The sequence below is a fragment of the Roseateles sp. YR242 genome (assembly GCF_900109745.1).
In the GTDB taxonomy this organism is placed as follows: domain Bacteria; phylum Pseudomonadota; class Gammaproteobacteria; order Burkholderiales; family Burkholderiaceae_C; genus Roseateles.
This window is the reverse complement of sequence record NZ_FOAV01000004.1, coordinates 1-24,918: the sequence shown is the minus strand read 5'-3', so window position 1 is coordinate 24,918 and position 24,918 is coordinate 1. Positions and strand designations below refer to the sequence as shown.

The 24,918-nt window shown below is 67.6% G+C and carries 28 protein-coding genes; 27 read left to right on the top strand and 1 reads right to left on the bottom strand.

Features of this window, described 5'->3' with window-relative positions:
* Positions 1-10: 10 nt before the first annotated feature.
* The 22 genes from BMY53_RS09710 to BMY53_RS09605 are packed head-to-tail and all read left to right on the top strand — an operon-like array spanning position 11 to position 18,480.
* Positions 11-769 carry a flagellar hook-basal body protein gene (locus BMY53_RS09710; RefSeq protein ID WP_092946033.1) on the top strand — a complete coding sequence of 253 codons (759 nt, stop codon included), beginning with the start codon at positions 11-13 and terminating at the stop codon, positions 767-769.
* Between the two features lie 35 nt (positions 770-804).
* A complete protein-coding gene (gene flgG / locus BMY53_RS09705) occupies positions 805-1,602 on the top strand; it encodes a flagellar basal-body rod protein FlgG (RefSeq protein WP_092946031.1) in 798 nt (265 codons plus the stop codon).
* A 5-nt stretch (positions 1,603-1,607) separates the two neighbouring features.
* Complete coding sequence (gene flgA, locus BMY53_RS09700; RefSeq protein ID WP_177200809.1) at positions 1,608-2,618, top strand: flagellar basal body P-ring formation chaperone FlgA; 1,011 nt, start codon at positions 1,608-1,610, stop codon at positions 2,616-2,618.
* Entirely contained in the window at positions 2,615-3,190 is a 576-nt protein-coding gene (locus BMY53_RS09695; RefSeq protein WP_092946027.1) for a flagellar basal body L-ring protein FlgH, read from the top strand. The genes flgA and BMY53_RS09695 overlap by 4 nt, the downstream gene beginning before the upstream one ends.
* Complete coding sequence (locus tag BMY53_RS09690) at positions 3,190-4,359, top strand: flagellar basal body P-ring protein FlgI (protein ID WP_092946025.1); 1,170 nt, start codon at positions 3,190-3,192, stop codon at positions 4,357-4,359. Before BMY53_RS09695 ends, BMY53_RS09690 begins: the two co-directional genes overlap by 1 nt.
* A 23-nt stretch (positions 4,360-4,382) precedes the next feature.
* Complete coding sequence (locus BMY53_RS09685; RefSeq protein WP_092946023.1) at positions 4,383-4,751, top strand: flagellar basal body rod protein FlgB; 369 nt, start codon at positions 4,383-4,385, stop codon at positions 4,749-4,751.
* Positions 4,752-4,762: 11 nt separating this feature from the next.
* Positions 4,763-5,206: a flagellar basal body rod protein FlgC gene (gene flgC, locus BMY53_RS09680; protein WP_092946021.1), complete on the top strand. Its 444-nt coding sequence runs from the start codon at positions 4,763-4,765 to the stop codon at positions 5,204-5,206.
* Complete coding sequence (locus BMY53_RS09675; RefSeq protein WP_255370121.1) at positions 5,203-5,517, top strand: flagellar hook-basal body complex protein FliE; 315 nt, start codon at positions 5,203-5,205, stop codon at positions 5,515-5,517. The genes flgC and BMY53_RS09675 overlap by 4 nt, the downstream gene beginning before the upstream one ends.
* 54 nt (positions 5,518-5,571) lie before the next feature.
* Positions 5,572-7,038: a flagellar basal-body MS-ring/collar protein FliF gene (fliF, locus tag BMY53_RS09670; protein WP_092946020.1), complete on the top strand. Its 1,467-nt coding sequence runs from the start codon at positions 5,572-5,574 to the stop codon at positions 7,036-7,038.
* Entirely contained in the window at positions 7,038-7,610 is a 573-nt protein-coding gene (locus BMY53_RS09665) for a hypothetical protein (protein WP_092946018.1), read from the top strand. Before fliF ends, BMY53_RS09665 begins: the two co-directional genes overlap by 1 nt.
* Positions 7,607-8,425 (top strand): FliH/SctL family protein, encoded by an 819-nt coding sequence (locus tag BMY53_RS09660; protein ID WP_092946016.1) that lies wholly within the window; start codon positions 7,607-7,609, stop codon positions 8,423-8,425. Before BMY53_RS09665 ends, BMY53_RS09660 begins: the two co-directional genes overlap by 4 nt.
* A 1-nt stretch (position 8,426) precedes the next feature.
* Positions 8,427-9,743, top strand: a complete 1,317-nt coding sequence (locus BMY53_RS09655; RefSeq protein WP_092946014.1) for a FliI/YscN family ATPase — start codon at positions 8,427-8,429, stop codon at positions 9,741-9,743.
* Positions 9,740-10,219: a hypothetical protein gene (locus tag BMY53_RS09650; protein WP_092946012.1), complete on the top strand. Its 480-nt coding sequence runs from the start codon at positions 9,740-9,742 to the stop codon at positions 10,217-10,219. The genes BMY53_RS09655 and BMY53_RS09650 overlap by 4 nt, the downstream gene beginning before the upstream one ends.
* Complete coding sequence (locus tag BMY53_RS09645) at positions 10,216-10,998, top strand: hypothetical protein (protein ID WP_092946010.1); 783 nt, start codon at positions 10,216-10,218, stop codon at positions 10,996-10,998. Before BMY53_RS09650 ends, BMY53_RS09645 begins: the two co-directional genes overlap by 4 nt.
* A complete protein-coding gene (locus tag BMY53_RS09640; RefSeq protein WP_092946008.1) occupies positions 10,999-11,403 on the top strand; it encodes a flagellar hook assembly protein FlgD in 405 nt (134 codons plus the stop codon).
* Positions 11,404-11,422: 19 nt separating this feature from the next.
* Complete coding sequence (gene flgF, locus BMY53_RS09635) at positions 11,423-12,601, top strand: flagellar basal-body rod protein FlgF (RefSeq protein ID WP_092946006.1); 1,179 nt, start codon at positions 11,423-11,425, stop codon at positions 12,599-12,601.
* A gap of 9 nt (positions 12,602-12,610) precedes the next feature.
* The gene (locus BMY53_RS09630) at positions 12,611-13,816 is read left to right on the top strand and encodes a FliM/FliN family flagellar motor switch protein (protein WP_092946004.1); all 1,206 of its coding nucleotides are present in this window, start codon (positions 12,611-12,613) and stop codon (positions 13,814-13,816) included.
* Between the two features lie 3 nt (positions 13,817-13,819).
* A complete protein-coding gene (locus tag BMY53_RS09625) occupies positions 13,820-14,281 on the top strand; it encodes a flagellar biosynthetic protein FliO (protein ID WP_092946002.1) in 462 nt (153 codons plus the stop codon).
* A complete protein-coding gene (fliP, locus tag BMY53_RS26340; protein WP_255370120.1) occupies positions 14,278-15,204 on the top strand; it encodes a flagellar type III secretion system pore protein FliP in 927 nt (308 codons plus the stop codon). The genes BMY53_RS09625 and fliP overlap by 4 nt, the downstream gene beginning before the upstream one ends.
* A 7-nt stretch (positions 15,205-15,211) precedes the next feature.
* The gene (locus BMY53_RS09615; protein ID WP_092946000.1) at positions 15,212-16,021 is read left to right on the top strand and encodes a sigma-70 family RNA polymerase sigma factor; all 810 of its coding nucleotides are present in this window, start codon (positions 15,212-15,214) and stop codon (positions 16,019-16,021) included.
* A 33-nt stretch (positions 16,022-16,054) separates the two neighbouring features.
* A complete protein-coding gene (locus tag BMY53_RS09610) occupies positions 16,055-17,278 on the top strand; it encodes a tetratricopeptide repeat protein (protein WP_092945998.1) in 1,224 nt (407 codons plus the stop codon).
* An 8-nt stretch (positions 17,279-17,286) separates the two neighbouring features.
* Positions 17,287-18,480: a glycosyltransferase family 4 protein gene (locus BMY53_RS09605; protein ID WP_092945996.1), complete on the top strand. Its 1,194-nt coding sequence runs from the start codon at positions 17,287-17,289 to the stop codon at positions 18,478-18,480.
* A gap of 15 nt (positions 18,481-18,495) precedes the next feature.
* Here BMY53_RS09605 and BMY53_RS09600 read toward each other — a convergent pair whose 3' ends face one another.
* Complete coding sequence (locus BMY53_RS09600) at positions 18,496-19,695, bottom strand: glycosyltransferase (RefSeq protein ID WP_143074019.1); 1,200 nt, start codon at positions 19,693-19,695, stop codon at positions 18,496-18,498.
* Between the two features lie 213 nt (positions 19,696-19,908).
* Here BMY53_RS09600 and BMY53_RS09595 point away from each other — a divergent pair, with 213 nt between their 5' ends.
* The 5 genes from BMY53_RS09595 to BMY53_RS09575 all read left to right on the top strand — a co-directional run.
* On the top strand, positions 19,909-20,982 hold the full coding sequence (locus BMY53_RS09595; RefSeq protein ID WP_092945992.1) for a D-alanine--D-alanine ligase family protein: 1,074 nt from the start codon (positions 19,909-19,911) through the stop codon (positions 20,980-20,982).
* The gene (locus BMY53_RS09590; RefSeq protein WP_092945990.1) at positions 20,979-23,276 is read left to right on the top strand and encodes a YcaO-like family protein; all 2,298 of its coding nucleotides are present in this window, start codon (positions 20,979-20,981) and stop codon (positions 23,274-23,276) included. Before BMY53_RS09595 ends, BMY53_RS09590 begins: the two co-directional genes overlap by 4 nt.
* Positions 23,277-23,294: 18 nt before the next feature.
* A complete protein-coding gene (locus BMY53_RS09585) occupies positions 23,295-23,501 on the top strand; it encodes a hypothetical protein (RefSeq protein WP_092945988.1) in 207 nt (68 codons plus the stop codon).
* Between the two features lie 113 nt (positions 23,502-23,614).
* Positions 23,615-24,211 (top strand): hypothetical protein, encoded by a 597-nt coding sequence (locus BMY53_RS09580; RefSeq protein ID WP_092945986.1) that lies wholly within the window; start codon positions 23,615-23,617, stop codon positions 24,209-24,211.
* Positions 24,212-24,616: 405 nt separating this feature from the next.
* On the top strand, positions 24,617-24,918 hold a 302-nt coding region (locus BMY53_RS09575), incomplete at its 3' end, for a transposase (protein ID WP_143074018.1).

Below are 24,918 nucleotides of genomic sequence, written 5' to 3'. Positions count from 1 at the left end.
CAGGATCCACATGCAAGAAATCCTCGCCATTGCCCTGCGCTCGATGCAGCAGGATGCCGCCCGGCTGGACCAGATCGGCACCAACATCGCCAATGTCTCCACGCCGGGCTATAAACGCCAGACGCTGGTGGCCCGTGCGGACAATGCGCTGGCGCCCTCCTTCACCCAGGCGATGAGCGGCGTGGCCGCCACCCAGGCGGAAGCCGTGGCCACGCTGCCGGCTGCCCGCCCCTTTGACCTCGTCCGTGACATGAGCGCCGGGACGCTGCGCGCCACCGGCCGCGACCTGGACCTGTCGCTGGTCGGCCCCGGCTGGTTCGAGGTCCAGACCACTGAAGGCCCGGCCTACACCCGGCAAGGCGACTTCCAGCTGGATGCCCGTGGACGCCTGGTGACTGCGCGGGGCGAGGTCGTGCAAGGCCAGTCTGGCGACATCCAGCTCACCAGCGGTCCTTTCAGCGTGGACGCCACAGGCCGCGTGGTACAGGACGGCCGCGCCATCGACCGCCTGCGGGTGGTCAGCTTCACCAACGCGGACACGCTGCAGCCGCGCGGCGCCGGCCTCTTCATTGCCGAGACCCAGGGCGTGATCCTCGGCGAGAGCGACGTGCAGGTGCGCCAGGGCTTCCTGGAGAACGCCAACGTCCAGCATGCGCGCGAGATGGTCGACCTGATGCAGACCATGCGCCATTTCGAATCCGTCCAGCGGGCCGTGCAGGGTTACGACGACATCGTCGGCTCGGCCATCCGCAAGCTCGGCGACGCCTGATCGCCCCCATCCCATTCCCCGGACACTACCCTCCCATGCTCGATTCCTTGTACATCGGCGCGACCGGCATGCACGCGCAGCAGATGAATGTCGACACCGTCGCCAACAATCTGGCCAACGTCAACACGGTGGGCTACAAACGCGCCCGGGTGAACTTCGTGGACCTGGTCGTCCGTGACGGCGCCCAGCGCGCGGCGGGCGCCGACGCCACCTCCCTGACCAGCCTGGACGACATCCAGCGTGCCGGCATGGGCGTGGGCGTGACCGGCATCGCCAAGGTCTTCGACCTCGGCGACATCCGCAAGACCGACTCGATGTACGACATCGCCATCTCCGGCGAAGGCTTCTTCGAGGTGACCCTGCCCGACGGTACGTCCGCCTACACCCGGGGCGGCTCGATCAAGGTGGGGTCGGACGGCTTGCTGGCCACCCAGTCCGGCCATGCCTTCAAGCCCGCGATCGCCGTGCCGGACACGGCGCAGTCCATCACCATCGAGCAGGACGGCCGGGTGCTGGCACGGATGCCGGACCAGACCGCCCTGGTCGAACTGGGCCAGCTCGACATGGTGCGCTTCAGCAATCCCGCCGGGCTCGAATCCCGTGGCGACAACGAGTACCGCACCACCGCCTCATCCGGCGAGCCCATTGCCGGCCGTGCCGGCGTGGACCAGATGGGGTCGGTGCGCCAGGGGTACCTGGAAGGCTCCAACGTCAAGCTGGTGGATGAAATGGTCAACCTCATGATGGCCCAGCGGGCCTACGAGGCCAGCGTCAAGGTCGTGCAGGCCTCCGACGAAATGCTGGGCATGGTCAACGGCCTGCGCCGGGGATGAGACCCATGATGCAAGCGCGGCACTCCATGTGGATGAACGGATGGCTGGCGGCAGTGCTCGCTGCCACCGTGGGCACCGCATGGGCGGAGCCGGCCGCCCCCTGGCGGGCCGAGCTGCTGTCGCGGGCCGACGTGGAAGGCGCACGCGTGCATCTGGGCGACATCGTGCGCTTGCATGGTGGCGATGCGGCTTCCGCGCGCGGCATCGAATCACTGGACCTGGGCGCCGCGCCAGGTTTCGGTGACGTGCTGCGACTGGACCGCCCCAAAGTCGAAGCCTGGCTGCGGCGCGCGGCACCGCAGCTGCCGAAGTGGGTGTGGGAAGGCTCGGACGTGGTCCATGTCTCCCGCACGGGGCGCGAGGTTCCGGCGGTGGAGGTCTGCGGCGCCGCGAATGTCGCCACGAAGGCGGCGGTAACGGCACTACTCGCACGTCTTCAGGTCCGTGTGGCAACCACCGCCGACTGTCCCGACACGCCTTGGCTGGTGCCCACCGGCCAGCGGACGGAAATCCGCGCCCGGCTGCCCGCGGAAGGCGCCTGGCCGGCTCGCCGGATCGCAGTCCCGGTCGAGCTGTGGTCCGATGGCCAATACGCCCGCACTGTGACCGTGACCGTCAAGGTAGAAGTCCTGGGGGCCGCCTGGGTCGCCCGCGACGACGTGGCGCCACCGCGCGCGCTGGTCGGCGCCCCGCTGGACACTGCGGAACAGGACCTCGCCGGCCTGCCGAGCGCTCCCGTGCTGGCCACCACGCCACTGGAGAGCCTGCGGCTTCGCCGTCCGCTGCTGAAGGGTCAGATGCTTACCGCCGCGCATGTGGAGGCCATGCCTGCCGTGCTGCGCGGCCAGCAGGTCACCGTGCGGTCCCGGGTCGGCGCCATCTCCCTTGAAGCAACCGCCAAGGCGCTGCAGGACGGCGCCCCCGGAAAGCGCGTGCTTGTCCGCATGGGCGACCGCACCGGCGCGCCCCTTCTCGCCCTTGTCACCGGACCCAATCAGGTGCAACTCCAACCATGAAGCTCCAACAACTGCTGTGCTGCACCCTGCTGGTGATCGCCGCGGGCACCGCGTCGGCCCAGAGCCTCTACGACGAAAAGACCTATCGCCCGGCGGCCGCGGACAACCGCGCCTTCCGGGTCGGTGACGTGCTCACCATCCAGATCGTCGAAAACGCCTCGGCCACCGCGAATGCGGATACCGGCACTCGCCGCAACAACGACATGTCCGCCGAACTGGCCCGGCCGCATTTGCCCGCGATCAATGCCGGCCTCGGCGTGCGCGGCGACTTCGACGGCGGAGGCCGCACGACTCGCTCCGGCAAGCTGGTCGCGCAGTTGACCGTTTCCGTCGCCGAGGTCATGCCCAACGGCGACCTCCGCATCACCGGGCAACAGCTGCTGCTCATCAACGACGAGAAGCAGCGCATCAACGTAGAGGGCCGCGTCCGTCCGCAAGACATCTCGGACGCCAACGTCGTCATCTCGTCCCGGCTCGCCGACGCCAAGATCACCTACGTGGGGGAAGGTGAACTGGCAGCCCGGCAGAAGCCGGCCTGGTGGCGCCAATTCATGGACTGGGTGGGCTTGTGATGCGTCAAACCTTTCATAGCGCGGTGGCCGCTGTACTGACCACCCTTGCCGCTGTTTTTTCCTTTGCGCCCTTGGTCGCGCACGCGGTAGCCGCCAGCGCAGGCAACAGCACCAGCGCCGACGCGGTCCGTGTCAAGGACCTCGGAAAGATACAAGGATGGCGCGACAACCCCTTGATCGGCTACGGCATCGTCACCGGCCTGGCCGGCACGGGCGACTCGCCGTCCAACCGCACAACCCGCCAGGCACTGGCGAATGTGCTCTCGCAGTTCAATCTCAGTGTCGGGCCCGACCAGGTCCAGAGTCGCAACGTGGCCGTGGTGATGGTCACGGCCGCCATGCCCCCTTTCACCCGCGAGGGTGACACGCTGGACATCACCGTCACCTCCAGCGGCGATGCGCGCAGCCTCCTCGGCGGCACGCTGCTGCTGACGCCGCTCAAGGCCGCCAACGGCCGCACCTACGCCCTGGCGCAGGGCCCCCTGTCCATCGGCGGCTACCGTTATGACGCCAATGGCAACGTGGTGCAGAAAAACCATCCGACCACCGGCTCGGTGCCGGGTGGCGCGACGGTGGAAGTCGGCCTGAAGACAGCCCCCCACGATGACCAGCCGATCGTCACCTTCGTGCTGCAAGAGGCGGACTACACCACGGCAGACCGTGTCGCCGCCGCCATCAACGCCCAGTTCGGCGCCACCATCGCCGAGGCGCGCGACGCCTCCGGCATCGACGTGCGTGTGCCCGAGGCGGAGCGCCATCGCCCGGTGGCCTTCCTGGCCCGGATCGAGAACGTGCTGGTGGACCCGGACCGCCGTGCACGGGTGGTCATCAATGAACGCACGGGCACCGTCGTGGCGGGCGGCGACGTACGGATCTCCAAGGTGGCGGTCTCGCATGGCGAGCTGCGTGTGTCGGTGGACGCGGAGACCACCGTCTCGCAACCGCTGAACTTCGGCCGTTCGTCGGAAGGCTCCCGCACTGCCGTGGTAACCAACAGCCGGGTGGACGTCACGGAAGGCGGCAGCGCCGGTTTCGTCACGGCCAACAACACGGTGGCCGACCTGGTCCAGTCCCTCGTCCGGATGCGCACCAGCACCCGCGACATCATTTCCATCCTGCGCGCCGTCAAAGCGGCCGGCGCCCTGCACGCGGACCTGGTGGTCCAGTGATTTCCCCTCCAAGGAGTTCTTCCATGACCCAAGGCATCGAAGCAGTCACCACGGCCTCGCTGTCGCTGGCCCTGGACGCCGCCACGCTGCGCCAGCAGGTGATCGCGGCCAACATCGCCAATGCCAACAGCATCGGCTACGTGCCCCAGCGGGCCTCCTTCGAGGCCCAGATCGAGGACGGACTGCGCGGCGACGCCCGATCGGCCAGCGCCCCGGTGCTGCAGGTCCGCATCGAGCCAGAGATCGCGCCCAACGGCGGCCCCGCCGTTGTCCACGTCGACACGGAAGTCGCGGCCATGGCCGAGAACAACCTGCACTACCAGGCCCTCGTGCGAGGCCTCAACCGTCACCTGTCCATCCTGTCCAGCGCGGTCAGCGAAGGCAAGCGCTGAGGAGCCCCCAGATGAATTACGCCCAATCCTTCGCGATCAGCGCCACCGGCATGGATGTCGAGCGCCTGCGGGTCGAGGTCGCGGCCTTGAACCTGGCCAACGCCAACACGGTCTCCTTCGCCGACGGACGTGGTTTCCAGCCGCTGCGCGTGGTGGCCCAGTCCGCCGTGGGCCTGCAACCCATGGACGGCAATGGCTTCGCGTCGTTGGTCGGCCAGGGGCTGGCCGGCCCGACGGCGGTGGTGGAACCCAATGGCCGCCCGGCCCGTACGGTGCTCGACCCCGGCCACCCGCAGGCCGACGCCCAGGGGTACGTGAGCTACCCCGGCGTGGACACCGCCACCGAGATGATGACGATGCTGGGCGCCTCCCGAGCCTACGAGGCCAACGTCGCCGCCATGAACATCACCCGCTCCATGGCCACCAAGGCCCTGGAAATCGGAGGCAACTCGTGAGCACCACCTTCATTCCGCCCATCGCGGCCTTGCAGGAGCCTTCGCTCGCCCCTGCCCTCCGCGTCGACGCCATGGGCGGCGCGGCCGCCGTCACATCGTTCGGCAACATGGTCACCAGTGGCCTCCAGCAGGTCAACGCCCAGCTCCAGGCCAGCCAGGCCGACCTGCAAAGCCTGGCCGCCGGCAATCTGGACAACATCCATCAGGTGATGTTGCGCCTGGAGGAAAGCCGCATGTCCTTCCAGCTGATGCTGCAGGTGCGCAGCCGCGTACTGGAGTCCTACCAGGACCTGATGCGGATGCAGGTGTAAGGCCTGGCCCGGCATGAACCTGACACACATTGAGCGCACGCAAGGGAGCAGCAGTTGAGAACGTTTTGGCAAGGCCTTGGCACGTCGGCCCGTTATGGCCTGGTGGCCGGCATCGCACTGATCGTCGTGGGGACGATCGCCTTCGGCGCATGGGTCATGCGCACCGAACGCGACGTGCTGTTTGGCCGCCTGTCGGCACAGGACGCCGCCGCCATGACCACCGAACTGGACCGCATGAAGGTGCCCTACGAGCTGGCGGCTGACGGCACCACCATCCTGGTCGACCGCAAGACGCTGCACCAGACGCGCCTGAAGCTGATGAGCAAGGACCTGCCGCTGCACGGCGCCGTGGGTTTCGAGCTTTTCAACAACACTGACTTCGGCATGACTGAATTCGCCCAGAAGGTGAATTTCCAGCGTGCGCTACAGGGCGAGATCACCCGCACCATCCTCTCGCTGGCTGAGGTGGAATCGGCTCGCGTGCATCTCGCTTTCCCTGAGGAAGGCCTGTTCAAGCGCGACCAGGGCAAGGCCAAGGCCGCGATCACGTTGGCGCTGAAGCAGGGCCAGACGCTGCGGCCCGAACAGGTGCGCGGCATCCAGCGCCTGGTGGCCTCGTCGGTAGCCGGCATCGGCCCGCAGGACGTGACGATCGTCGACCAGACCGGCGTGGCTCTCACCCGTGTCTCGCAGCCGGCCGCGGACGGTGGTGGCGACATGTCGCCGCAGCTGGAACTCAAGCGGGAGATTGAGCAGCACCTCGCCCAGAAGGCGTCGCAGGTGCTGGACCGTGCGTTCGGCCCCGGCCGTGCGCTCGCCAGCGTGGATGTGGTGCTGGACATGAACCAGGTGCGCCGCACCACGGAAGACGTGCTCGCCGCACCCGCGCAACCCGGCGAGGCGATCACGGGCGTGGTGGTCCGCGCCCGCGAGACGACCAAGGAAGATGTGCTGCCGGCCACCAACACGCGCGACGGCTCGCGCGGCACCTCCAACGCCCAGCGCGAGACCGACTACCAAGTCGGCCGCCGTGTCGAGCAGGTGGTCTCGCAACCCGGCTCCATCCGCAACCTGCAGGTGCTGGCAGTCGTCAAGGTGCCGCTGGACGCCCAGCAGGTGGAACGCACCAAGGCCCTGCTCGCCGCCGCCGTGGGCGCTTCCACCAGCCGTGGCGACGTGGTGGTGGTCCAGCCGCTGGCCGGACTGAATGCCCTCGCGCCGACCAGCCAGGATGAAACACCCGCGCCGATACCCTCCTCCGCGACACGGCTCGCGGACGAGGCGCCCATCGTCTCGCAGGCCCAACAGCCCGCCACACAGGACAGCCCTCGACAGGTCATCCTGGCGCTGGCGGTCCTGGTGGCCGTACTCGTCTTCGGCCTGGTGACCTGGGCCCTGGCCTCCCGCAACGCCCGAGCTCGCCATCGCACCCCGCTGAGCGACACGGAACGTCAGGCCGCCCTCGCACGGGTGCGTGGCTGGCTCGATGCGGAGCCTCCGCAACCGGGAGCCCAGCGGTGATGGTCATCCCCGACATGGCGAGCAGTGCGCGCCAGGCAGCGCTGCTGTTGCACAGCCTCGATGAAAGCGATCGTGCCTGGATGCTCGGCCAGCTCGCTCCAGCCGAACGGGCCGAGGCGCAGGCGCTGCTGGCGGAGCTGACGGCGCTGGGCGTGCCGTCGGACCCGGAGCTGCTGCAGGCCGTCCTCGCCGAAGCGCCGCGTCGTTCTGGCACCACCGAGCCAGATTCGCCACGCCATCGCCTGGAGATGGCGTCGGCCGCGGAGGTAGCCGAACTGCTGCGCGCCGAACCGGACGCCCTGATTGCGCGGCTGCTGCGTGAGACCGCATGGGCGTGGCACGCCGGCGTGCTCGATCGTCTGGGCCCCGCTCGCCACCGTCGCATCGTCGAACTAATGACGGACGCTGCGGCAGCCCCCTGGGGGTCGTCCGACCCGTCCGGCTCGCTCGGCGCACGACTCGCTGACGCGCTTGCGGTCCGTCTGTCCCGGCCCTTGCGCACCGGCCACGCCGCACCGCGCGGCTGGATCTGCCGTCTCGTTCAACGCCTGTCCCCCCGGAGCCAGCGATGAAAGATCTGCCCTTCACACAACCCGCCGTGCTGCGCGACCTCCCATCGCCCTCACAGGCGCGCACGCTGGCACTGCCCCGGCATCGCCATGCTGCGGACGCCGCCGTGGTGAAGGTGCCACCGGCGATGCCCTCGACCATGTCGATGATGCCCACCGGCTGGCCATCCGCGTTGAATGGCGCGTCCGCGCCCGCTCCGGCGCCCGCGACCGCAGCATCGGTGGAGGCCATCCGCGCCACCATCCTGGAGGAGGACCATCAGCGCGCCCGCGAAGAGGGTCTGCGTGAAGGGCTCAAGGATGCCCAGGCTCGCATCGACGGGGCCATCCGCCAGCAGGTCCAGCAATGGCAGGGAAATGCCGAGGCGCAGGCCGAGGTCATGCGGCAGGCGCACGCCGCCGAGATGGCTCGGCTGGGTCGGGTCATCGCCGCGCTGGACGACGCCGTCGCTACCCGCGTGGCCGCACTGGAAGAAGACACCATCGAACTCGCCTTCGCCGCGGTCTGCCGCATCGTGGGTGAGCGGGCCGTGGCGGGTGGGGCGGTGGCGGACACCGTGCGCCAGGCCCTCGCCCAGCTGTCCAGCGGCACGCCTCACCGAGTTCGACTGAACCCTGACGACCTGGTCCTGTTGGACAACGACCCCCTGCGTTCGGCGCATCCGTCCGTCGAATGGATCGCCGACCCGGCCGTCACGCCGGGCGGCTGCCTGCTCGAAAGCAGCCAGGGCACGCTCGACACACGCCTGGACCGCCAGCTCGAACAGCTGAAGCAGGTGTGGTTGCGAGCCGCCAGCACCGGACGGCAGGACCGCTGACATGGCATTGACGCAGGCCCTCACCGTGGCGACCCGGAGCGCCGACCTGCTGACGCGCACCGGCGTGATCCAGCAGCTTTCTGGCTTGATGATCGAGGCCTCCGGCCCCGACGCGGTTATGGGAGAGGTGTGCAGCATCGCCGTTCGCGGCCGCTCGGAGCCCCTGCTGGCCGAAGTCGTCGGCATGCGCGCAGGCCGAGTGCTGCTGATGCCTTACGGCGCCTCCGAAGGTCTGGCACCTGGCTGCGTGGTCACGGCCACCGGGGAGACCCCGTCCATCGCGGTCGGTGACGCATTGCTCGGCCGCGTGATCGACGGCTTCGGCCAGGCGCTGGACGGTGGTGCTGATCCCTGGACCGTCGAGCGCCGGCCCGTCCGGGCGCGCCCCATCAACCCCATGCACCGGCCACGCATCACCGAGGTGATGGAGACTGGTGTCCGCGCCATCGACACCCTGCTGACGTTGGGAAAAGGTCAGCGCGTGGGCATCTTTGCCGGCAGCGGCGTTGGCAAAAGCACGCTGCTGGGCATGATCGCGCGCCACGTGCGGGCAGACATCAACGTGATCGCGCTGATCGGGGAACGCGGCCGCGAAGTGCGGGAGTTCATCGACAAGCAACTCGGCCCCGAGGGCCTGGCGCGCTCGGTGGTGGTGGTGGCCACGTCGGACCAGCCCGCCCTGGCGCGCCTGCGCGCGGCCCACGCCGCCGTGACGGTCGCCGAGTTCTTCCGTGACCGCGGCCAGCAGGTGCTGCTCACCATGGACTCCGTGACGCGCTTCGCGATGGCTCGCCGCGAAGTGGGCCTGTCGGCGGGGGAACCGCCGACCGCGCGCGGCTATACCCCCTCCGTCTTCGCGGAACTGCCGGAGCTATGTGAGCGTTGCGGCACAACGGCGTCCGGCGGCTCGATCACTGCGCTGCTGACTGTGCTGGTCGAGGGCGACGATCTGAACGAACCCATCACGGACTGCCTGCGGGCCACGCTGGATGGCCACGTGGTGCTGTCCCGGCAGCTCGCCAATCGCGGCCAGTATCCGGCCGTCGACGCACTCAAGAGCGTGAGCCGGCTGATGCCGGACCTGGTGCCGGCCGATGTGCAGGCCCTGGCTGTGCAGGCCGTCGAGCTGCTGGCCCTGCTGGACCGCAACCGACAATTGGTGGATATCGGCGCCTACGAACGAGGCACCAACGCGGCGCTGGACAAGGCACTCGACCTGGAAGCCCATCTCATCGCCTTCCTGCGCCAGATCGACGGCGGCGTGCCGCGTGACGAGGCCGTGCGTCGCCTCTCCACGCTGATGAAGGGCCAGCCATGACCGGCGATCTGCGCGGCTTCACCTATGTCCTTGACCCAGTGCGCCAAAAGGCGCAATGGCAGCTGGATACGTTGCAGCGTGAACTTGCCATCGCCACCGCGCGGGTCGCGGCCTTGCGCCAGGAGGCTGCGGCCCTGAGCGCCCGCCTGGCCGCACTGGCACACGAGGCCCGCAGCACGGCGGCGGCCCCGATCAACCCGTCGCTGCACCATCAACGCCTGGCTTATCTCGCCGACGCGCAACGGCGCCTGACCCGCCTGGCAGCCGACCTTTCCACTGCCGAGGCGACACAGGCCGACGGGACGCGCCGGGTCAGCGAGCAACAGCTCGCACTCGACGCCATCAACGACGACCGGGAACGCAGCCGCGAGGCCTACGCAGCCGAGCGCCAACGCGTGGCGGCCATCGAGGCCGACGACGACTGGCTGACACGCGCCGGCTGGCGCCAGGCCACGGTCGCCACGGAGGTCTCATGACGCCCAGCATGCTTTCCAACATCACCAACGCGGCCCCGGCCAGCGGCACCCCACCGCGTCGCGACGATGAACCGGCCCGGGATGCCTGGCAGCGCGAGATGGAACGCGCCCAGGCCAACACGTGGTTTCATCACGAGTCCGGCGAGGCTGCTGATTCGACGGCGTCGCGCACAGGCCAGCCCGCCTCCGCCCAGGCGTCCGCCGCCGCACAGCCTGCCAGTGTACGGACGCAGCCGCAGCCACCCCTGCCCTGGTCCGGCATGTCGGCCACGAGCCTGTGCCCTTCGGTCGCGGCCGCCGCCGGTCCTGCGGCGGGATCCGTTGTCGCCCCCACGGAAGCGCTCGCCAGGTCCGAAGCCCAGGACGGACTGGCCGCCGCAGCCACGCCTGAGCAGCCACGTCGGAGCGGCGACATGCTGTCCCGCACGTCCTCCACGCTGGCGACGCCGGCCACGGCCACGTCGCCTGATGCGCTGGCCGCAGAGGCACAGGCACTCGCGGAAGGCCTCGGCACGCCGGAGTCGCCCGTACGGGTGCACGTCCAGTGGAAGGACAAGACCGCCCACGTGTGGGTCGGCATCGACGCACGCGTCACCGCTCCGCAGGCCGAAGTGGCCGGAACGGTCGTGCGCCAACTGCGCGAGCAAGGCCTGCGCGTGGGCCGCCTCATCTGCAATGGCACGGAACTTCCCGTGCCGGACCCTGACCCGGTCCTCTCAAAACCCGCGTCGCGTCCCGGTCCGGACGTCGTCGCCCACATCACCACCCGGGAGTTCTGAATGGACAGCATCGGCGCCGTTAGCAGCACCGCCACCACCACCCTCCAGGCCAATGGCCTGGGCATGGAGGACTTCCTGAAGATCCTGCTCACGCAGTTGACCTTCCAGGACCCGCTCAAGCCCATGGACAACCAGGAGTTCATGGCCCAGATGGCGCAATTCACGTCGCTGGAGCAGACGCAACAGCTCAACACCAAGCTCGACGCCCTGCTCTCGACGCAGGGCGCCCTGCAATCGGTCGGCCTGATCGGCCGCACGGTGGACGTGACGACCGAGAGCGGCACCGTCACCGGCACCGTGGCGTCGTTGTCCCTGGCCGGCGACTCGCCGCTGATCTCCGTGCGCACCACGGCGGGGGCGACCTTGTCGAACCTCAGCCTCAGCCAGATCGCGGCCGTCCGCTGATCCACCCAAGGGAGATTCCATGCTCGACACCATCTACGTCGGAATGAGTGGCCTGATGAGCTACTCCAACGGCCTGCGGGTCATCGCCAACAACACGGCCAACCTGAACACGCCGGGGTTCAAGGGCTCATCCCTGCAGTTCGCCGACATGTTCTATTCCAACAGCGAATCCTCCGGTGGCCAGACCTTTGGCCAGGGGCAGGTCGGTTATGGCGTGACCACCTACGCCACGTCGATGAACTTCAAGCAGGGCGAGCTGCGCAAGACCGGCAACGACCTGGACCTGGCCGTGGACGGCACCGGGTTCTTCGTGCTTCGCAATGCCGAAGGGCAGATCCAGTACACCCGCGCCGGCCAGTTCGAGTTCAGCCCGCAGGGCGTGCTGGTCAATCGCAGTGATGGCAGCGAAGTGATGTCCTCGGACGGTGCGGGCGGGTTCACCAACATCTCGCTGGACCAGTTCCGCACCAATGACGCCAAGGCCACACAGACCTTGAGCTTCCAGGGCAACCTGCCGAGCACCACTACAAATGCCCAGACAGTCAGCAACATCAAGGTCTACGACGCTTCCGGCGCCGACCATACCCTGACGCTCTCCGCCACCCGCACCGGCACCAATTGGGCCCTCAAGCTCATGGACGGCACCACCACGGTGGGCAGCGGCACGCTGGAGTTCGCCGACGGCAAGCCCACGGACGCCACGGCCAAGATCAGCATCACCTACAAGCCGACCGGCCAGCCTGACATGCCCCTGGTGCTCGACTTCAGCGGCGAGGTGCGCTCGTTCGCCTCGGGCGACGTGTCCACGCTGGCCCTCAGCAAGCAGGACGGCTACACCGCGGGCTCGCTGAGCGCAGCGACTATCGATGGCACAGGCACGCTGGTGCTCAGCTACACCAACCAGCAGACGGTCAAGGGCGGGCAGATCGCGCTGGCGCGCTTCGACTCCGCGGATGCGGCGATCGCTGTCGGGGACAACCAGTTCCAGGCGCGCGACCCTTCGGCCTGGCACATCGGCGTGGCCGACGGCAAGACCTTTGGTGTGATCCGTTCGGGCGAGATCGAACTCTCGAACGTTGACCTTTCCCAGCAGTTCAGCGACCTCGTGATCATGCAGCGCGGCTACCAGGCCTCGTCACAGGTGGTGACCACCGCCAACGAGATGCTGCAGCAGTTGTTCCAGATGAAGAGCAAATAAGTGACAACGATGAGCATGTCCGCCACCGAGGCCACCAACGCAGCCGCGCCACAGGCGCTGCGGTGGTGGTCCGCCTCGGCGCTGACCGCACTGTCGCAACGCCTCGATGGCTGCGTGCGCGAATGGGCCGCACGGTGGGAACTCCGGGTCGAGGGCACCGACGTGATGAACGCGAGCGAGGCATCCACCGGCATGCCGGAGGCTCCCGCCGCCTGGAGCGCCTGGCTGGGCCAGCCCGGCAGCCCGAGCCCTTGTGCCTGGACGGGCGACATGGGCGAGCCCATGTCGCGCGCGCTCTGCCGGGCGCTGTTTGGCCGTTCCGCCGAGGGCACGATCGCCGCCGAGATGTCCGTGCATGCCCGGGAGGATCTGGCGGACAGCCTGTCGCGCCGGCTCGGCCATGCGGCCGCCAGCACCGCAGCGGAACTGGCACCTGCCTCGCGCGCGCTCTGGAGCGGGGCGGCGATCGTTCGCCTGCGACTCCAGGGCACCGAGACGCTGACGCTGTGGCTGCGCATCGACGGCGACAGCGTCGCCACGCTCGTGCGTGACCTCCCCCGGCCCACAGGCGCCCCATTTCCCGCGCTCAACGCCCCGGTGCCGGTGCTGGCGGTCCTCGCCCACCGCACCCTGACCCTGCGCGTCGAACTGGCGCCCGTGGTCATCGACCTGGGCACCCTGCAATCGCTGCGCATTGGTGACGTGGTGCCACTTCCGCACCGCCTGGACCAGCCGCTGGAAGTGCGCGCGCAGGACGAGACCCGCCTTGCCTGCCTGGGTTATCTGGGCTCCCGTGACGGCCACCGAGCCATCGAACTCATTCCGTCCCCTGCTGACCTTCAGACGGCCTCCTGGGCCGACCGCCCCATGAACGACTCCACTTCTTCCCGCGGCGACGCGCCGCTTGCTGCTCACTCAATCGCCCTGAACGAGCTGCACGACATCCCGACGGGTACCCGGCCGGCAATCACCGACGTGGTCAATCCGTTGCACAACATCCGCACCCGGCTGCAAGTCTGCGTGGGCCATGTGGAGCTGACCGTGGGCCAGTTGATGTCGGCCAAGGAACACCAGGTGTTCGTGCTCAACCGCCTGGTCGACCAGCCCGTGGACATCCTGCTGGAAGGCAAGGTGGTCGCGCGCGGCCAGCTCGTGGCGGTGGACGACCAGTTCGCCGTACGGCTCTCCGAGATTCCGACTCCGTTGAAGGCCTGACCCATGCGTCGTTGTTCCGCCCCGTACGCGGGGGCCCTGCTGGCCCTTGCCGCGACCAGCGGCCAGGCGTATGCCGCGGTCGAGGCCGCCCCTGGCGCGGCGTCGAGCCCGCTGCCGTTTCGTCGCGATACCAGCGAGAACGGCTTCCCGGTGGCCGGGGCGATCTTCCTGCTGGTGCTGATCCTGGCCACGCTCGCCGCCTGGTGGCATCGTCACCGCCAGGGGGGCGGGCTGGTGGGGGCCTGCCTCTTCCGAGTGGCATCGGGCGCGACGGCCAGACAGCAGGACGGCCTGCGCGTCACCTCCAGCGTCCGCCTGGACGTGAACACCCGGCTGCATGTCGTGGAATGGAACGACCGCCAGTTGCTGCTGGCGGTGAGCGGCAACGCAGCACCAGTCGTCATCGACCGCAATGCCCAGGTGGCCCGTGACGGCGCCGCGGCCCAGCCGGAGGTGTCCGCGTGATCCGCTGGTTCATCGTGTTCGGGTGCGCGCTGCTGCTGGCCGCTGGTCTGGCGCAGGCCCAGGGGGCGCCGGAGACCTCGCTCGCCAATGGCGCCAATGTTGCTAACGTCGCCAGCGCCATCATGGCGGCTCCCGCGGCCTCCAGCGCTGCGGCCGCATCGGCACCACTGGACGAACCGGTGGAGATCGTGACCACGGCCGGCCGCTCAGCCAATGCCCGGATCGCCCCTCATCAGCCGGGCCAGTCCACCGGCATCGACCTGCGCCTGCCCCAGTCCGGCAAGGGCCAGGGTACCGACACCGCCCTGGCCGTGCGCATCGTCATGGGCCTCACGGTGCTGGCCGTGCTGCCGGCCATCATCGTGTGCGTCACGGCCTTCCTGCGCATCATCATCGTGCTGTCCATGCTGCGGCATGCCATCGGCATGCCCGAGACGCCGCCCAACACGGTGCTCATCGGGCTGGCGCTGTTCCTCACCCTGTTCACCATGTCCCCGGTTCTGCAGGAGCTCAACGAGCATGCGCTGCAGCCATTCATGCAAGGTCAGTTGGCCGCCGACGCGGGAGTGGAGCGCGCCATCCGGCCGCTGCGCGAGTTCATGGTGCGCCAGACCCGGGAGCAGGACCTGGCGCTGATGGTGGAACTGTCGAAGGCCAAGGCGCCGCAGTCGATGGACGACATCAGCAACGTGCAGCTGGTACCGGCCTTCATGCTGTCGGAGCTGCGGGCCGCCTTCCAGATCGGCTTCGTGATCTTCCTGCCCTTCCTGCTGATCGACCTGATCGTCTCCAGCATCCTGATGGCGCTGGGCATGATGATGATGCCGCCCACCACCATCGCCCTGCCGCTGAAGGTGCTGATGTTCATCCTGGTGGATGGATGGAGCCTCATCCTCAAGGCCCTGGTGGGCTCGTTCCACTGAGAACGACATGTCGCGTCAATCCGCCCTTTCCAATCCCGCCTCGCCAGCCTCATGGGCGCCCGAGCGCGAGAACGAACTGTGGTCCCTCTTCAGGGCCTCGGGCGACCAGGCGCTACGCCAGCAGCTGATCTCGCACTACCTGGACTATGCGCGGGTGGTCGCAGCCACCTATTACGCGCGCCGCATCCATGACGAGATCGAGTTCGCGGAGTATCACCAGCTTGCCAGCCTGGCCCTGGTGGAATCCATCGACCGGTACGATCCGGACAAGGGCGCGCAGTTCAAGACCTTTGCCTCGCGCCGGATGCATGGGGCCATCCTCGACGGCATTGAACGGCTCACCGAGAAGCAGCAGCAGATCGCCGTGCGTCAGCGCCTGCGCAAGGAACGCCTTGAGTCGGTCATGGCGCAGGACCAACGACCGGGCACTCCCGTGCCGGACGCAAAAGCCGCCCCGGAGGACCTGTTCCGCTACCTGGCGGAGGTAGGCATCGGCATCGCACTCGGCTGCCTGCTGGACGACACCGGCATGATGGCGCGTGAGGACGGCACCGACGTGGACATCGGGCTGGCTCCGCTCGCCTACCAGCGGGTGGAGATGAAGCAGCTGCGCGCGCGGCTGCATGATCTGGTCCGCCACCTGCCTGCGCAGGAGTACACCGTGATCTCCCTGCACTACATCCAGGAACATTCGTTCGAGGACATCGCCACCCGTCTCGAACTGACCAAAAGCCGTATTTCCCAAATCCATCGCCGAGGCCTGCAACTGCTGCGCGACAAGCTCCATGCGAGCCGCGCGGTGGATGTGGCCTGGTAACCCCATTAACGCAACGCAGCGAACGACTCATTCATGACGATCACCAACTCCACCCTGCAACGGCTTGATCAGCTCGAGGGCTTCCTGCGCGATGATCCCCACAACGCTGCGCTGCTTACGGACGCTTTCGAGGTGGCGCTGCAGGCGGGTGCGTGGGCCCGTGCGGAGACCCACCTGCGTCAGGGCCTGACCGTGTCGGCCGCGGTCCCGTGGCCCTGGCGGCTGCGGGAGAGCCAATGGCTCATGGCGCAAGGACGCCGGGACGAAGCCCGCGCGCTGCTGATCTCGCTGCAGGACCATCCCGCCGCACCCGAGGCGCTTCGCCCGGTGGTGGCCCACGACCTCGCCTTGATCGCATTGAGGGATGGCACGCCGGAACCCGGCCTGCTGGTGCTGGCGCCCTGGGTGGGCAACGACCCGCAGCGACCGGTGGACGCCCCGCTGCAGATGATGTGGCTGCGCCTGATGCATCACGCCGGCCGCATGGCCGACGCAATGGCCTGGAGCCAGGCACGGTGGCAGGCCGGCCAGTTGGCCGCACCGGCGGCGGGCATTGCAGCCCTGATCGCCGTGGACGTGACGGACCTGCCCGCCGCCCTGCAGTGGGCCGAGCACGCCCTGAAAGTGCATGGCGGGCCCGGCGAGGCGATGGTGGCCCGCGCCTCGGTCGGCCTCACCCGCGGTGAAGCCGCGCTGGCCCGCGCGCTGCTGGAGCGGGCGCTCCAGAGCAACCCGATGGATGGCCGCGTGGTGTCCGCGCTCGGCTTTGCGGACCTGCTGGAGCGGCGCCTCGATGCAGCGCGCGCGACGCTCAGCCGCGCCGTCCAGCTCATTCCGGCGCACGTGGGCACCTGGCATGCACTGGGCTGGACCTGCCTGCTGCAAAACGATCTGGAGGCCGCCAAGGCGGCTTTCGAACGCGCCATCGAGCTCGACCGCAACTTCGGCGAAAGCCACGGTGGCCTGGCGGTGGTGCTGGCGGTTCGCAACGAACGCGACGCCGCGGCCGACGCCATCCGGCGCGCCGCCGGCCTCGACCGCAACAATCTCTCCGGCCGCTACGCCCAGGCTCTGCTGGATGGCGAAGCCAGCGACATTCGGTCGCTGCAACCGCTGGCACAGCGACTGCTGGGCGATCGGCCCGCGCCTTTTGGCGGCAGCCTGCTGGACCTGCTGCCGCCGCTGGTGGGCAGCGTGGCCGGATCAGGTGGCGCCGGTGGGGCGAGCGACGGTACGCCGCCTGAAGGCCTGCACTGAGTGCTGTGATGAAGATCCTGGTCATCCACCAGAACTTCCCCGGCCAGTTCGGGCATCTGGTGCAGGCCTGGGCCCGGCGGCCCGGCTGGGATGTGCGCGGCATCGGACGCGACACCTCTCCCGGAATTCCGGGCTTTCGAAGGCTCATGCGCTACCGCCCGTCACGGCAGACGCATCCGGGACAACACCCCTATCTGCGCCAGATGGAGTCCGCCACGCTGCACGGGCAGGCGGTGGCACGGCTGCTGATGCGCCTGAAGCGCAACGGCTTTGTGCCAGACGCCATCGTGGCGCATCCCGGATGGGGTGAAACGCTGTTTGCGAAGGACGTGTTCCCGCAGGCCCGGCTGATCCACCTCTGCGAGTGGTTCTACAACGCAGACGGTGCGGACCTGGGTTTCGACCCGGAGTTCCCACTCTCACTGGATGAGCGAGCCCGTGTGCGCACCTGGAATGCACTGCACACGCTGAACCTGACCCACTGTGACGTGGCGATCAGCCCGACACGCTGGCAGCGCGACCGGCACCCCGAGATCTTCCAGTCCAAGATCCTGGTGCAACACGAAGGGGTGGACATCGAGCGGTTGGGACCAGACCCGGCAGCCAGCTTCACGCTGCCCGATGGCACGGTTCTGAAAGCCGGCGACCCGGTGGTGACCTACGTGGCCCGCAACCTGGAACCCTACCGCGGCTTCCATGTGTTTATGCGGGCACTGGAGCAATTGCAGCGCCTGCACCCGACCTGCCACACGGTAATTGTGGGCGGGGACGGCGTGAGCTACGGAAGCCGGCCGAAGGACGCGCCCAACTGGAAAACCGCGCTGTTGCGGCAGGTCAGCCTCGACCCTGCCCGCACGCATTTCCTAGGGCGACTGGCGCATCGGGACTATCTGCGGGTACTGCAGGTGTCCGCGGCGCACGTGTACCTCACCTATCCGTTCGTGCTGAGCTGGTCGTTGCTGGAGGCCATGGCCAGCGGCACGCCGCTGGTGGCTTCGGACACCGCGCCGGTGCGTGAAGTGCTGCAGCCGGCCGAGGACGCTCGCTTGGTGGACTTCTTCGATCCGGCGGCCATCGCGGACGCCGTCCATGGCTTGTTGGAGGCGGCGGAACGGCCTCGGCAGCGCCGGCCTTTGGCGGACTACGGCCATGCGGCGGGGCTAGCGGGATACGACGCCGCGCTCGGACTGGATGCAGCCTGAGCTCCGGCTCAGGGTTCACGCACCCGCGCGAAGCAGGTCTTGCACCGAGCGCACCAGCGCCTGGCCTGATCCCGTGGCCAAGGCATGCTGGCGTGCCGACAGCGCCAACGCGTTGGCTTGCACGCCGGGATCTGCAAGCACTCGCCTCCATACATCGGCGAACAGCGCCGGCGCCCGCGGAGCCAACATGGCACCCAGGCCATGATGGGTCATCGCGGTCGTCGCCATGAACTGCTCCTGATGGATGGGCATCGCCACACAGGGACGGCCATGGACCAGCGCCTCGGCCATCAGGCCGCCACCGTGGCAGATGACCAGATCCGCCTGCGGCAACAAGCCGCCCAGCGACAACGGCTCGCGGTGGAAGCGGATGCGACCAGGCGAGGACTGCGTGGCCTGGGCTGCATGAGCCTCGGTTCCATCCGGGCAGACAACGATCCAGTCGCCCGGAAGCGCCGCCGCGGCGTCGAGGAACGCCGGCACCTCTACGGCACTGGCCCGGATGTAGGCCAGCAGCCGTGGGCCGGGACCACGCCATTCGGCGGTGGCGCCGCCCATGGTGACGGCCGGCAAAGGCCCTGCGAACAACCGCGAAGGGTCTGGCGCACCGGCGTAATGGTCCAGCTCTGGCAGCGAGACCACGAGACGGCGGTCACCGGACACCAGAGCTGCCAGCGTCTGGTCGCCCACCGGGCAGGCCTGCTGAATCATCTCGACCAACCGGCGCTCGAACGCCTGCCCTGCTTCGACCGTGAACGCATCCGGGTTGCGGAACGGTGGGAACGGCGATTGGCGCGGGGGCACGTCGAAGCCGATGCCGAACTCCAGCGAAGGCACACCGGCCGCCCGGGCAGCCAATTGAGCACACGGGGCAGCTTGCAGCACCACGGCGCTCGGCGCCTCGCGGGCCAGCAGGTCGGACCAGGCCGACACCCGGCCACGCAGCCAGTGCGCCGAATGGAAGCCGAAGGACCAAAGTGAAGTGGCCCGGGACTTCCAGCGGAAGCCGGTGCTGGGTGCTGGGGGTGGCGCCTCGCCCGGGAGTTCATCCCAGCGGAGTCCTTCCCGCCGCGCGGCCGCATTGGCGGGAACGCCCTGTGGCGCGCACACCAGGACATCGTGGCCGGCGTGCTTGAGTTCCAGCGCGGCGGCGGTCACCAGCATCTCGTGCCCGAGATAACCGCCCGCCTCCCACGCCACCATCAATTTCGCCATGGCGCGCATGGTACGGACCTTGGGGGCCCGCCACCAAGCCGGAACGGCCAGATTCCACCCGACTTCCCCAAAGACCTCTCATCCCAGTGGGGATTACTCAACGGATTGGCCGGCGCCGGGATGTATTCCTTGAGGTCAGGGATTCGGACCTAACCCGCGCCGAACCCGCGGACCTTACCGAATGCCCCTCACTCCCTCGGAATACGACACGCCATGTTCACCCACATCACCATGAATCACTTCCGCGCCATCAAGGCGTGGGCGGATGCTCATGGCGGGGAAGCCAACCTGGATATCGCCACCTTCCAGCTGGAAGTCAAGGCGAATCACCGTTACTACAAGCTGCTGCCGCAGTTCATCCATGAGCAGGACGGCAGGCTGACGCACGTGGGCTCGCTGATGCCCGGCACCACGGCCTTCATCGGATGGCGGCCCTACGCGCCACGCCCCTTGATCCTGGCCACAGACAAACTGACTTTCAAGCGCGCCGTTGCTGCGGCCGGGCTGGCCACCCCAGACCATTGGCTCACCGCACGGGAGGCTCGGGCCGATTTCATCCTGAAGCGCTCCGTTGGCTCTTTCGGCTACCAGTTGGTGGGCCCCTACCACCAGGGGGAAGACCCACCCGTGCCCAACGCGCTCACCAGCCCTAATATGGGTGGAAAGATCTTCGCGGAAGCTTTCATCCCAGGAGACATCCTGAAGGTCTGGTACTGGGGTGCCCGCCCGGTGCACGTGCAAACGCAAACCGCCCCGAAGGTAATGGGCAACGGCGTCTCCACCATCGAGGCACTCATTGCAGAACGCATGGGCCAGTTCGGCGAGCAATGGGCGGTCTACCGCGAACGCGAACAGGTGCTGACCTGCCTGGCCTATCAGGGCGTGCAACCGACGGACACCCTGCCCGAAGGCACCCCAGTGTGGTTTGACTATCGCTACGGCCGGCATTTCGCTCCCTACGGCACCAGCGAGGCGCAGGACAACGCCTGGCACGCGATGCACGAAGCCCAGCGCGAACAGTTGCTGCAGGCTGGGGCATGGCTCGCCCAAGCGATTCAACCCGAGATGCGCGTGCCCATGCTCTGCGCCATGGACGGGGTGATCGACACCAACGGCAAGGTCTGGTGGCTGGAGCTCAACTCCAACCCGATCTGCCCTCCCAACGCCTATTTCGAGATGTTCACCTCGCTGTTCGGAACCTCGTCAAAGCCACCTGACGCGGCATATGCCCGGTCGGTGCGAGTGGCCCCCGCCCGTCCCGCCGAGGCTGCGGAGGCCCCCGCATGAAGCCCGTGACCCGCCGCCGCCTCAAGGTGTTCAACGAGGCGATTCCCAGCGCCGTTCGTGCCGCCCTGTTGGCGACTGACCGTGTGACGCCCATGCTGGCTGGCGCAAGCTGCATCCGCCAGGGCACGGACGAAGGCTTGCTCCTGGTGCGCACGCCAGAAGCGGAGCTGGAAGTGGCGGCGTCCAACGCTCTGCTGGACAGGGTCTTCACCCTGTGCGACGGCACCCAGACCATCGACGAGCTACTGGCGCGGATCGCCGCCCCACGTGAACGCGAGGAATTCGCCAGCTTCATGGACTTCCTGTTTGAACAGGGTGCCCTGATTGACGCGGGGCAGGCATGCGCCCAAGCGGTGCGGTATGGCTATCAGTACTCGCAGTTCGGGGCAGCCGCCTCGCCGGAGGTGAGCGACTTGATCGCCCCGCGCTTCGCATGGAACGAAGAGGCGGCACCAGCGGCCCTGCCGAAGAACGCGGCACGAGTCTCTGGCGCGCCATTGGATGCCTTCTTCAAGGAGCGCTCCAGCGTCTACACCTTCAACGACAAACCGGTCACCGAGAAAGCCCTTCTGCGCCTGCTGTGGTCGGCCGCTGGTGTGGTTCACGCCACGCATCCCCGTTCCGGCCAGCTCATTCCTCACCGAACCCTGGCCTCTGCCGGTGGCATGTATCTGCTCAAGGTCTATGTGGCCCTGCGCCGCCAGGTGGGACGGTATTCGCCAGGTGTCTATCGCGTGGAGTACCCAGGTGAGCGCCTGGTTGCGCTGACGCTTGTGAATGACGACGTCAGCGCGTTGCCCTTGGCCAGCACCAAGCCTTGGAAATTGACGCATGCCACGGGCGTCATCTTCATTGCAGCGGATCCGTCGATCGCGGCCTTGCGTTACAGAAACCGCTCGCTGCAATACCTCTTTATGGAGGCTGGAGCGGCTTTTCACAACATTGCCCTGAGCGCACCGGCACTCGGCATTTCGCAGGCGACCCTGGGAGGCTATTACGAGCAGGTCGCCACCGACCTGTGCCAGCTGGCCCCTCAGGACATCCTGCTCGGTACCGCGCTCTTTGGCGCCAGTCCCACCCAGCGCCAGCTCGACCTGGCACAGGTGTCACCAAGCTTCGACTTCGGCTGGGTCGGCGCGCAGGCACCGAACTTCCGAATGAACTTCCATCTGGCGCAGGCCAAGATCGTCGACGACCACGACAAGCGCCAGTATTCATGGGGGCGTGACAAAGACCCCATGCTGGCAGCGCGCAAGGCCCTGGCGGAAGCGATTGAGCGCGAAGGCTATTGTCAGCCGCGCGACCTGTTGATCGGCAAGCTGACCGACGTACGGGACGCATTGGATCCGTCACGACATGCCCTCTACACCAGCGAGCAATATCAAACTGACGGCTTCCCGTACGTACCCTTTGCGGCCGACCGGGAACACGCATGGGTTCCCGCGCAGGAACTGGCGTCATGCCGTCCAGTTCATGTGTTGGCCGACCTGGTTTTTGCGCGTTCAGCATTGCTGCGGGCCGGCTTCGGATCGGACCAACCGTTCACGCAGGAGACCAGCTCCGGTTGCGCTGCGGGCATCACCTTTGAAGACGCGGCCACGCGAGCGTTGAACGAAGTGATCGAGCGCGATGCCTTCATGCGGCACTGGCTGACCCAGACGCCGGGCCAGACTGTGCCATCTGCCCAATGGCCTCGGGCCTTCCAGCAACGCATGGCCGCGCTGCAGGCGGCGGGGTGCCGCGTGCAACTACAGCGGCTGGAAAGCCCGTGGGTGCATGTGGCGATGGTGGCGGTGCAGCACGAGGAACACCACTTCACGACGCTCGGGGCGAGCGCGCATCCCGATTTCGCCGTAGCTGCCGAAGGCGCCCTGGACGAAGCCGAAACGCGAGTCTATGGCTGGCTGCACCAGCATACCCCCAGCGTGACCGACCCTGCGTTAGCGGCAACGCCGGAAGACCACTTCTCGCTGTACGGACAGCGCGACTATTTCCGCAAGGCAGACCGCCTGCTGTTTGCCGCGAACGCGGGAAACACATCGGCATGGCCGCGCAGGCAGGCAGCTGGCGCTCTTCAAGATGTTGTCAAACGACTGAAGAGGTCGGGGTTGAACGCCTATGCCGTTGATATCACGCCTGAGAAGCACCACGTCGACCAGGGCCGTACAGAGTTGCGCGTGGTTCGGGTGCTCGTACCGGGACTGGTCCCCATGATTTTTGGGCAGAACCTTCTGCCCCTGGCGGCGGTGGACTCCGTTCACCCCGACGCTCACTTCCCTCATCCGTTTCCTTGAACCAACTGAAAGGTGCATATGAAGACATCCAAGGTCTCCATTACCGGTATTGGCCAAACCGTCCAGGCCAGCGCCGACGATTCGGCCCCCTCCCCGGCCAACCGCTGGACCGCTGTGAAGCGCGTGCGCCTGCCCCATCGTCCTGGCATGCCGCTGAGCTGCACCGGCAGCGGCGACACGATCAATGACGGCGGCGATGTGAGCCGCGAGCCAAATCGCGGCTGACCGCTCGACGCAAAGCCGACCCGCCTGCGGGACCGGCCCTGCACGGCGAACACTTTACGGCCCGACCCGACCTATCCATCGGCTCGGGCCGATGTATTTACACAGAGAGTTCCATGTTGACCGGCCCGACTGTCCAAGTCCTTGACGATCTGCTCGACGATGCCTTGAAAACCCAACTCATCGAAGTGATGTCCTGGATTCCCGTGTACTTCATCAACCGCAAGGAACAATACAACTCCCACGACCTCGACGTTCACTGGTTTTACCCAATGACGCTCTCGGACGACGGGGACCGAGGAGACGTGGAACCGCAGCTCGCCGAGCTGGAGGACAAGCTACAGGTAGTGGCCCGATGCTGGGAGGCGGTGAAGGCCAGCTTCCCGTTCCCGGTGCGTTTGTATGAATGCATCCTGAGTGCCAACGCCTTTGGCACGGAAGGCGGCGTACACCATGACATCGCAGGCGAGCAAGCTCGCCACAAACACCACACCGTGCTCATCTACTGCAATGCGAAATGGGATATTGCGTGGGCCGGCGAGACCCTCGTCTTTGATCAGCACGAGGAAGTGATCGCCGCCGTGCGCCCACGACCTGGCCGCGTGATGAAGATGGCCGGCGATCCTCTGCACGTGGGGCGGTCGGTGTCTCGCACCTGTCCTTCGGACCGTCGGGTGTTGGTGTTCAAGCTGTGGGAAAGGACGGAGGCATGAACGTCCCTCGCTACATCGACGGCATTGAAAAGGCGACGGCCTATCTGGTCAAGAACTAGCTTAATCTGCCTTCGCTGCGAGAGGGCCAGACCATCAACATCCCGAATGTGGTGTCATGGGCGCCGCTGCCGGCGCTGCCCGCTGTTCTCACGGAAGCGGCTCCAACCCATCCCCCGCCCTTCTCGCGGAACGGGGCGAGTCACCCTCTGCCGTCAGCGGTGCCAGGCCATCAACGGCCAAGCACCGCACACGGCGAGCGTCGATGGGCGCGCCACCGCGTCAAGGCCAAGCCCTCACGGGCGGCCAGCGGCCGGCCTGGACTCGGATGCTGCGCTTCAGCGTGCCAAGTACTGATTGAATCGCCCCGGATTTTGAGGAGGCTCAACACTCTGAGAGGATTGAGCCATGAGCAAGTCGAACAAGTTCTCACCCGAGGTGCGTGAGCGTGCCGTGAGGATGGTGCAGGAGCACCGAGGGGAATACCCGTCGCTTTGGGCGGCCATTGAGTCCATCGCGCCCAAGATTGGCTGCGTACCGCAGACGCTGAACGAATGGGTCAAGCGCGCGGAGGTGGACGCTGGCGTGCGTGAGGGCGTGACGAGCAGCGAGGCCCAGCGCGTGAAGGACCTTGAACGCGAGGTGCGGGAGCTGCGCAAGGCCAACGAGATCTTGAAGCTGGCCAGCGCGTTTTTCGCCCAGGCGGAGCT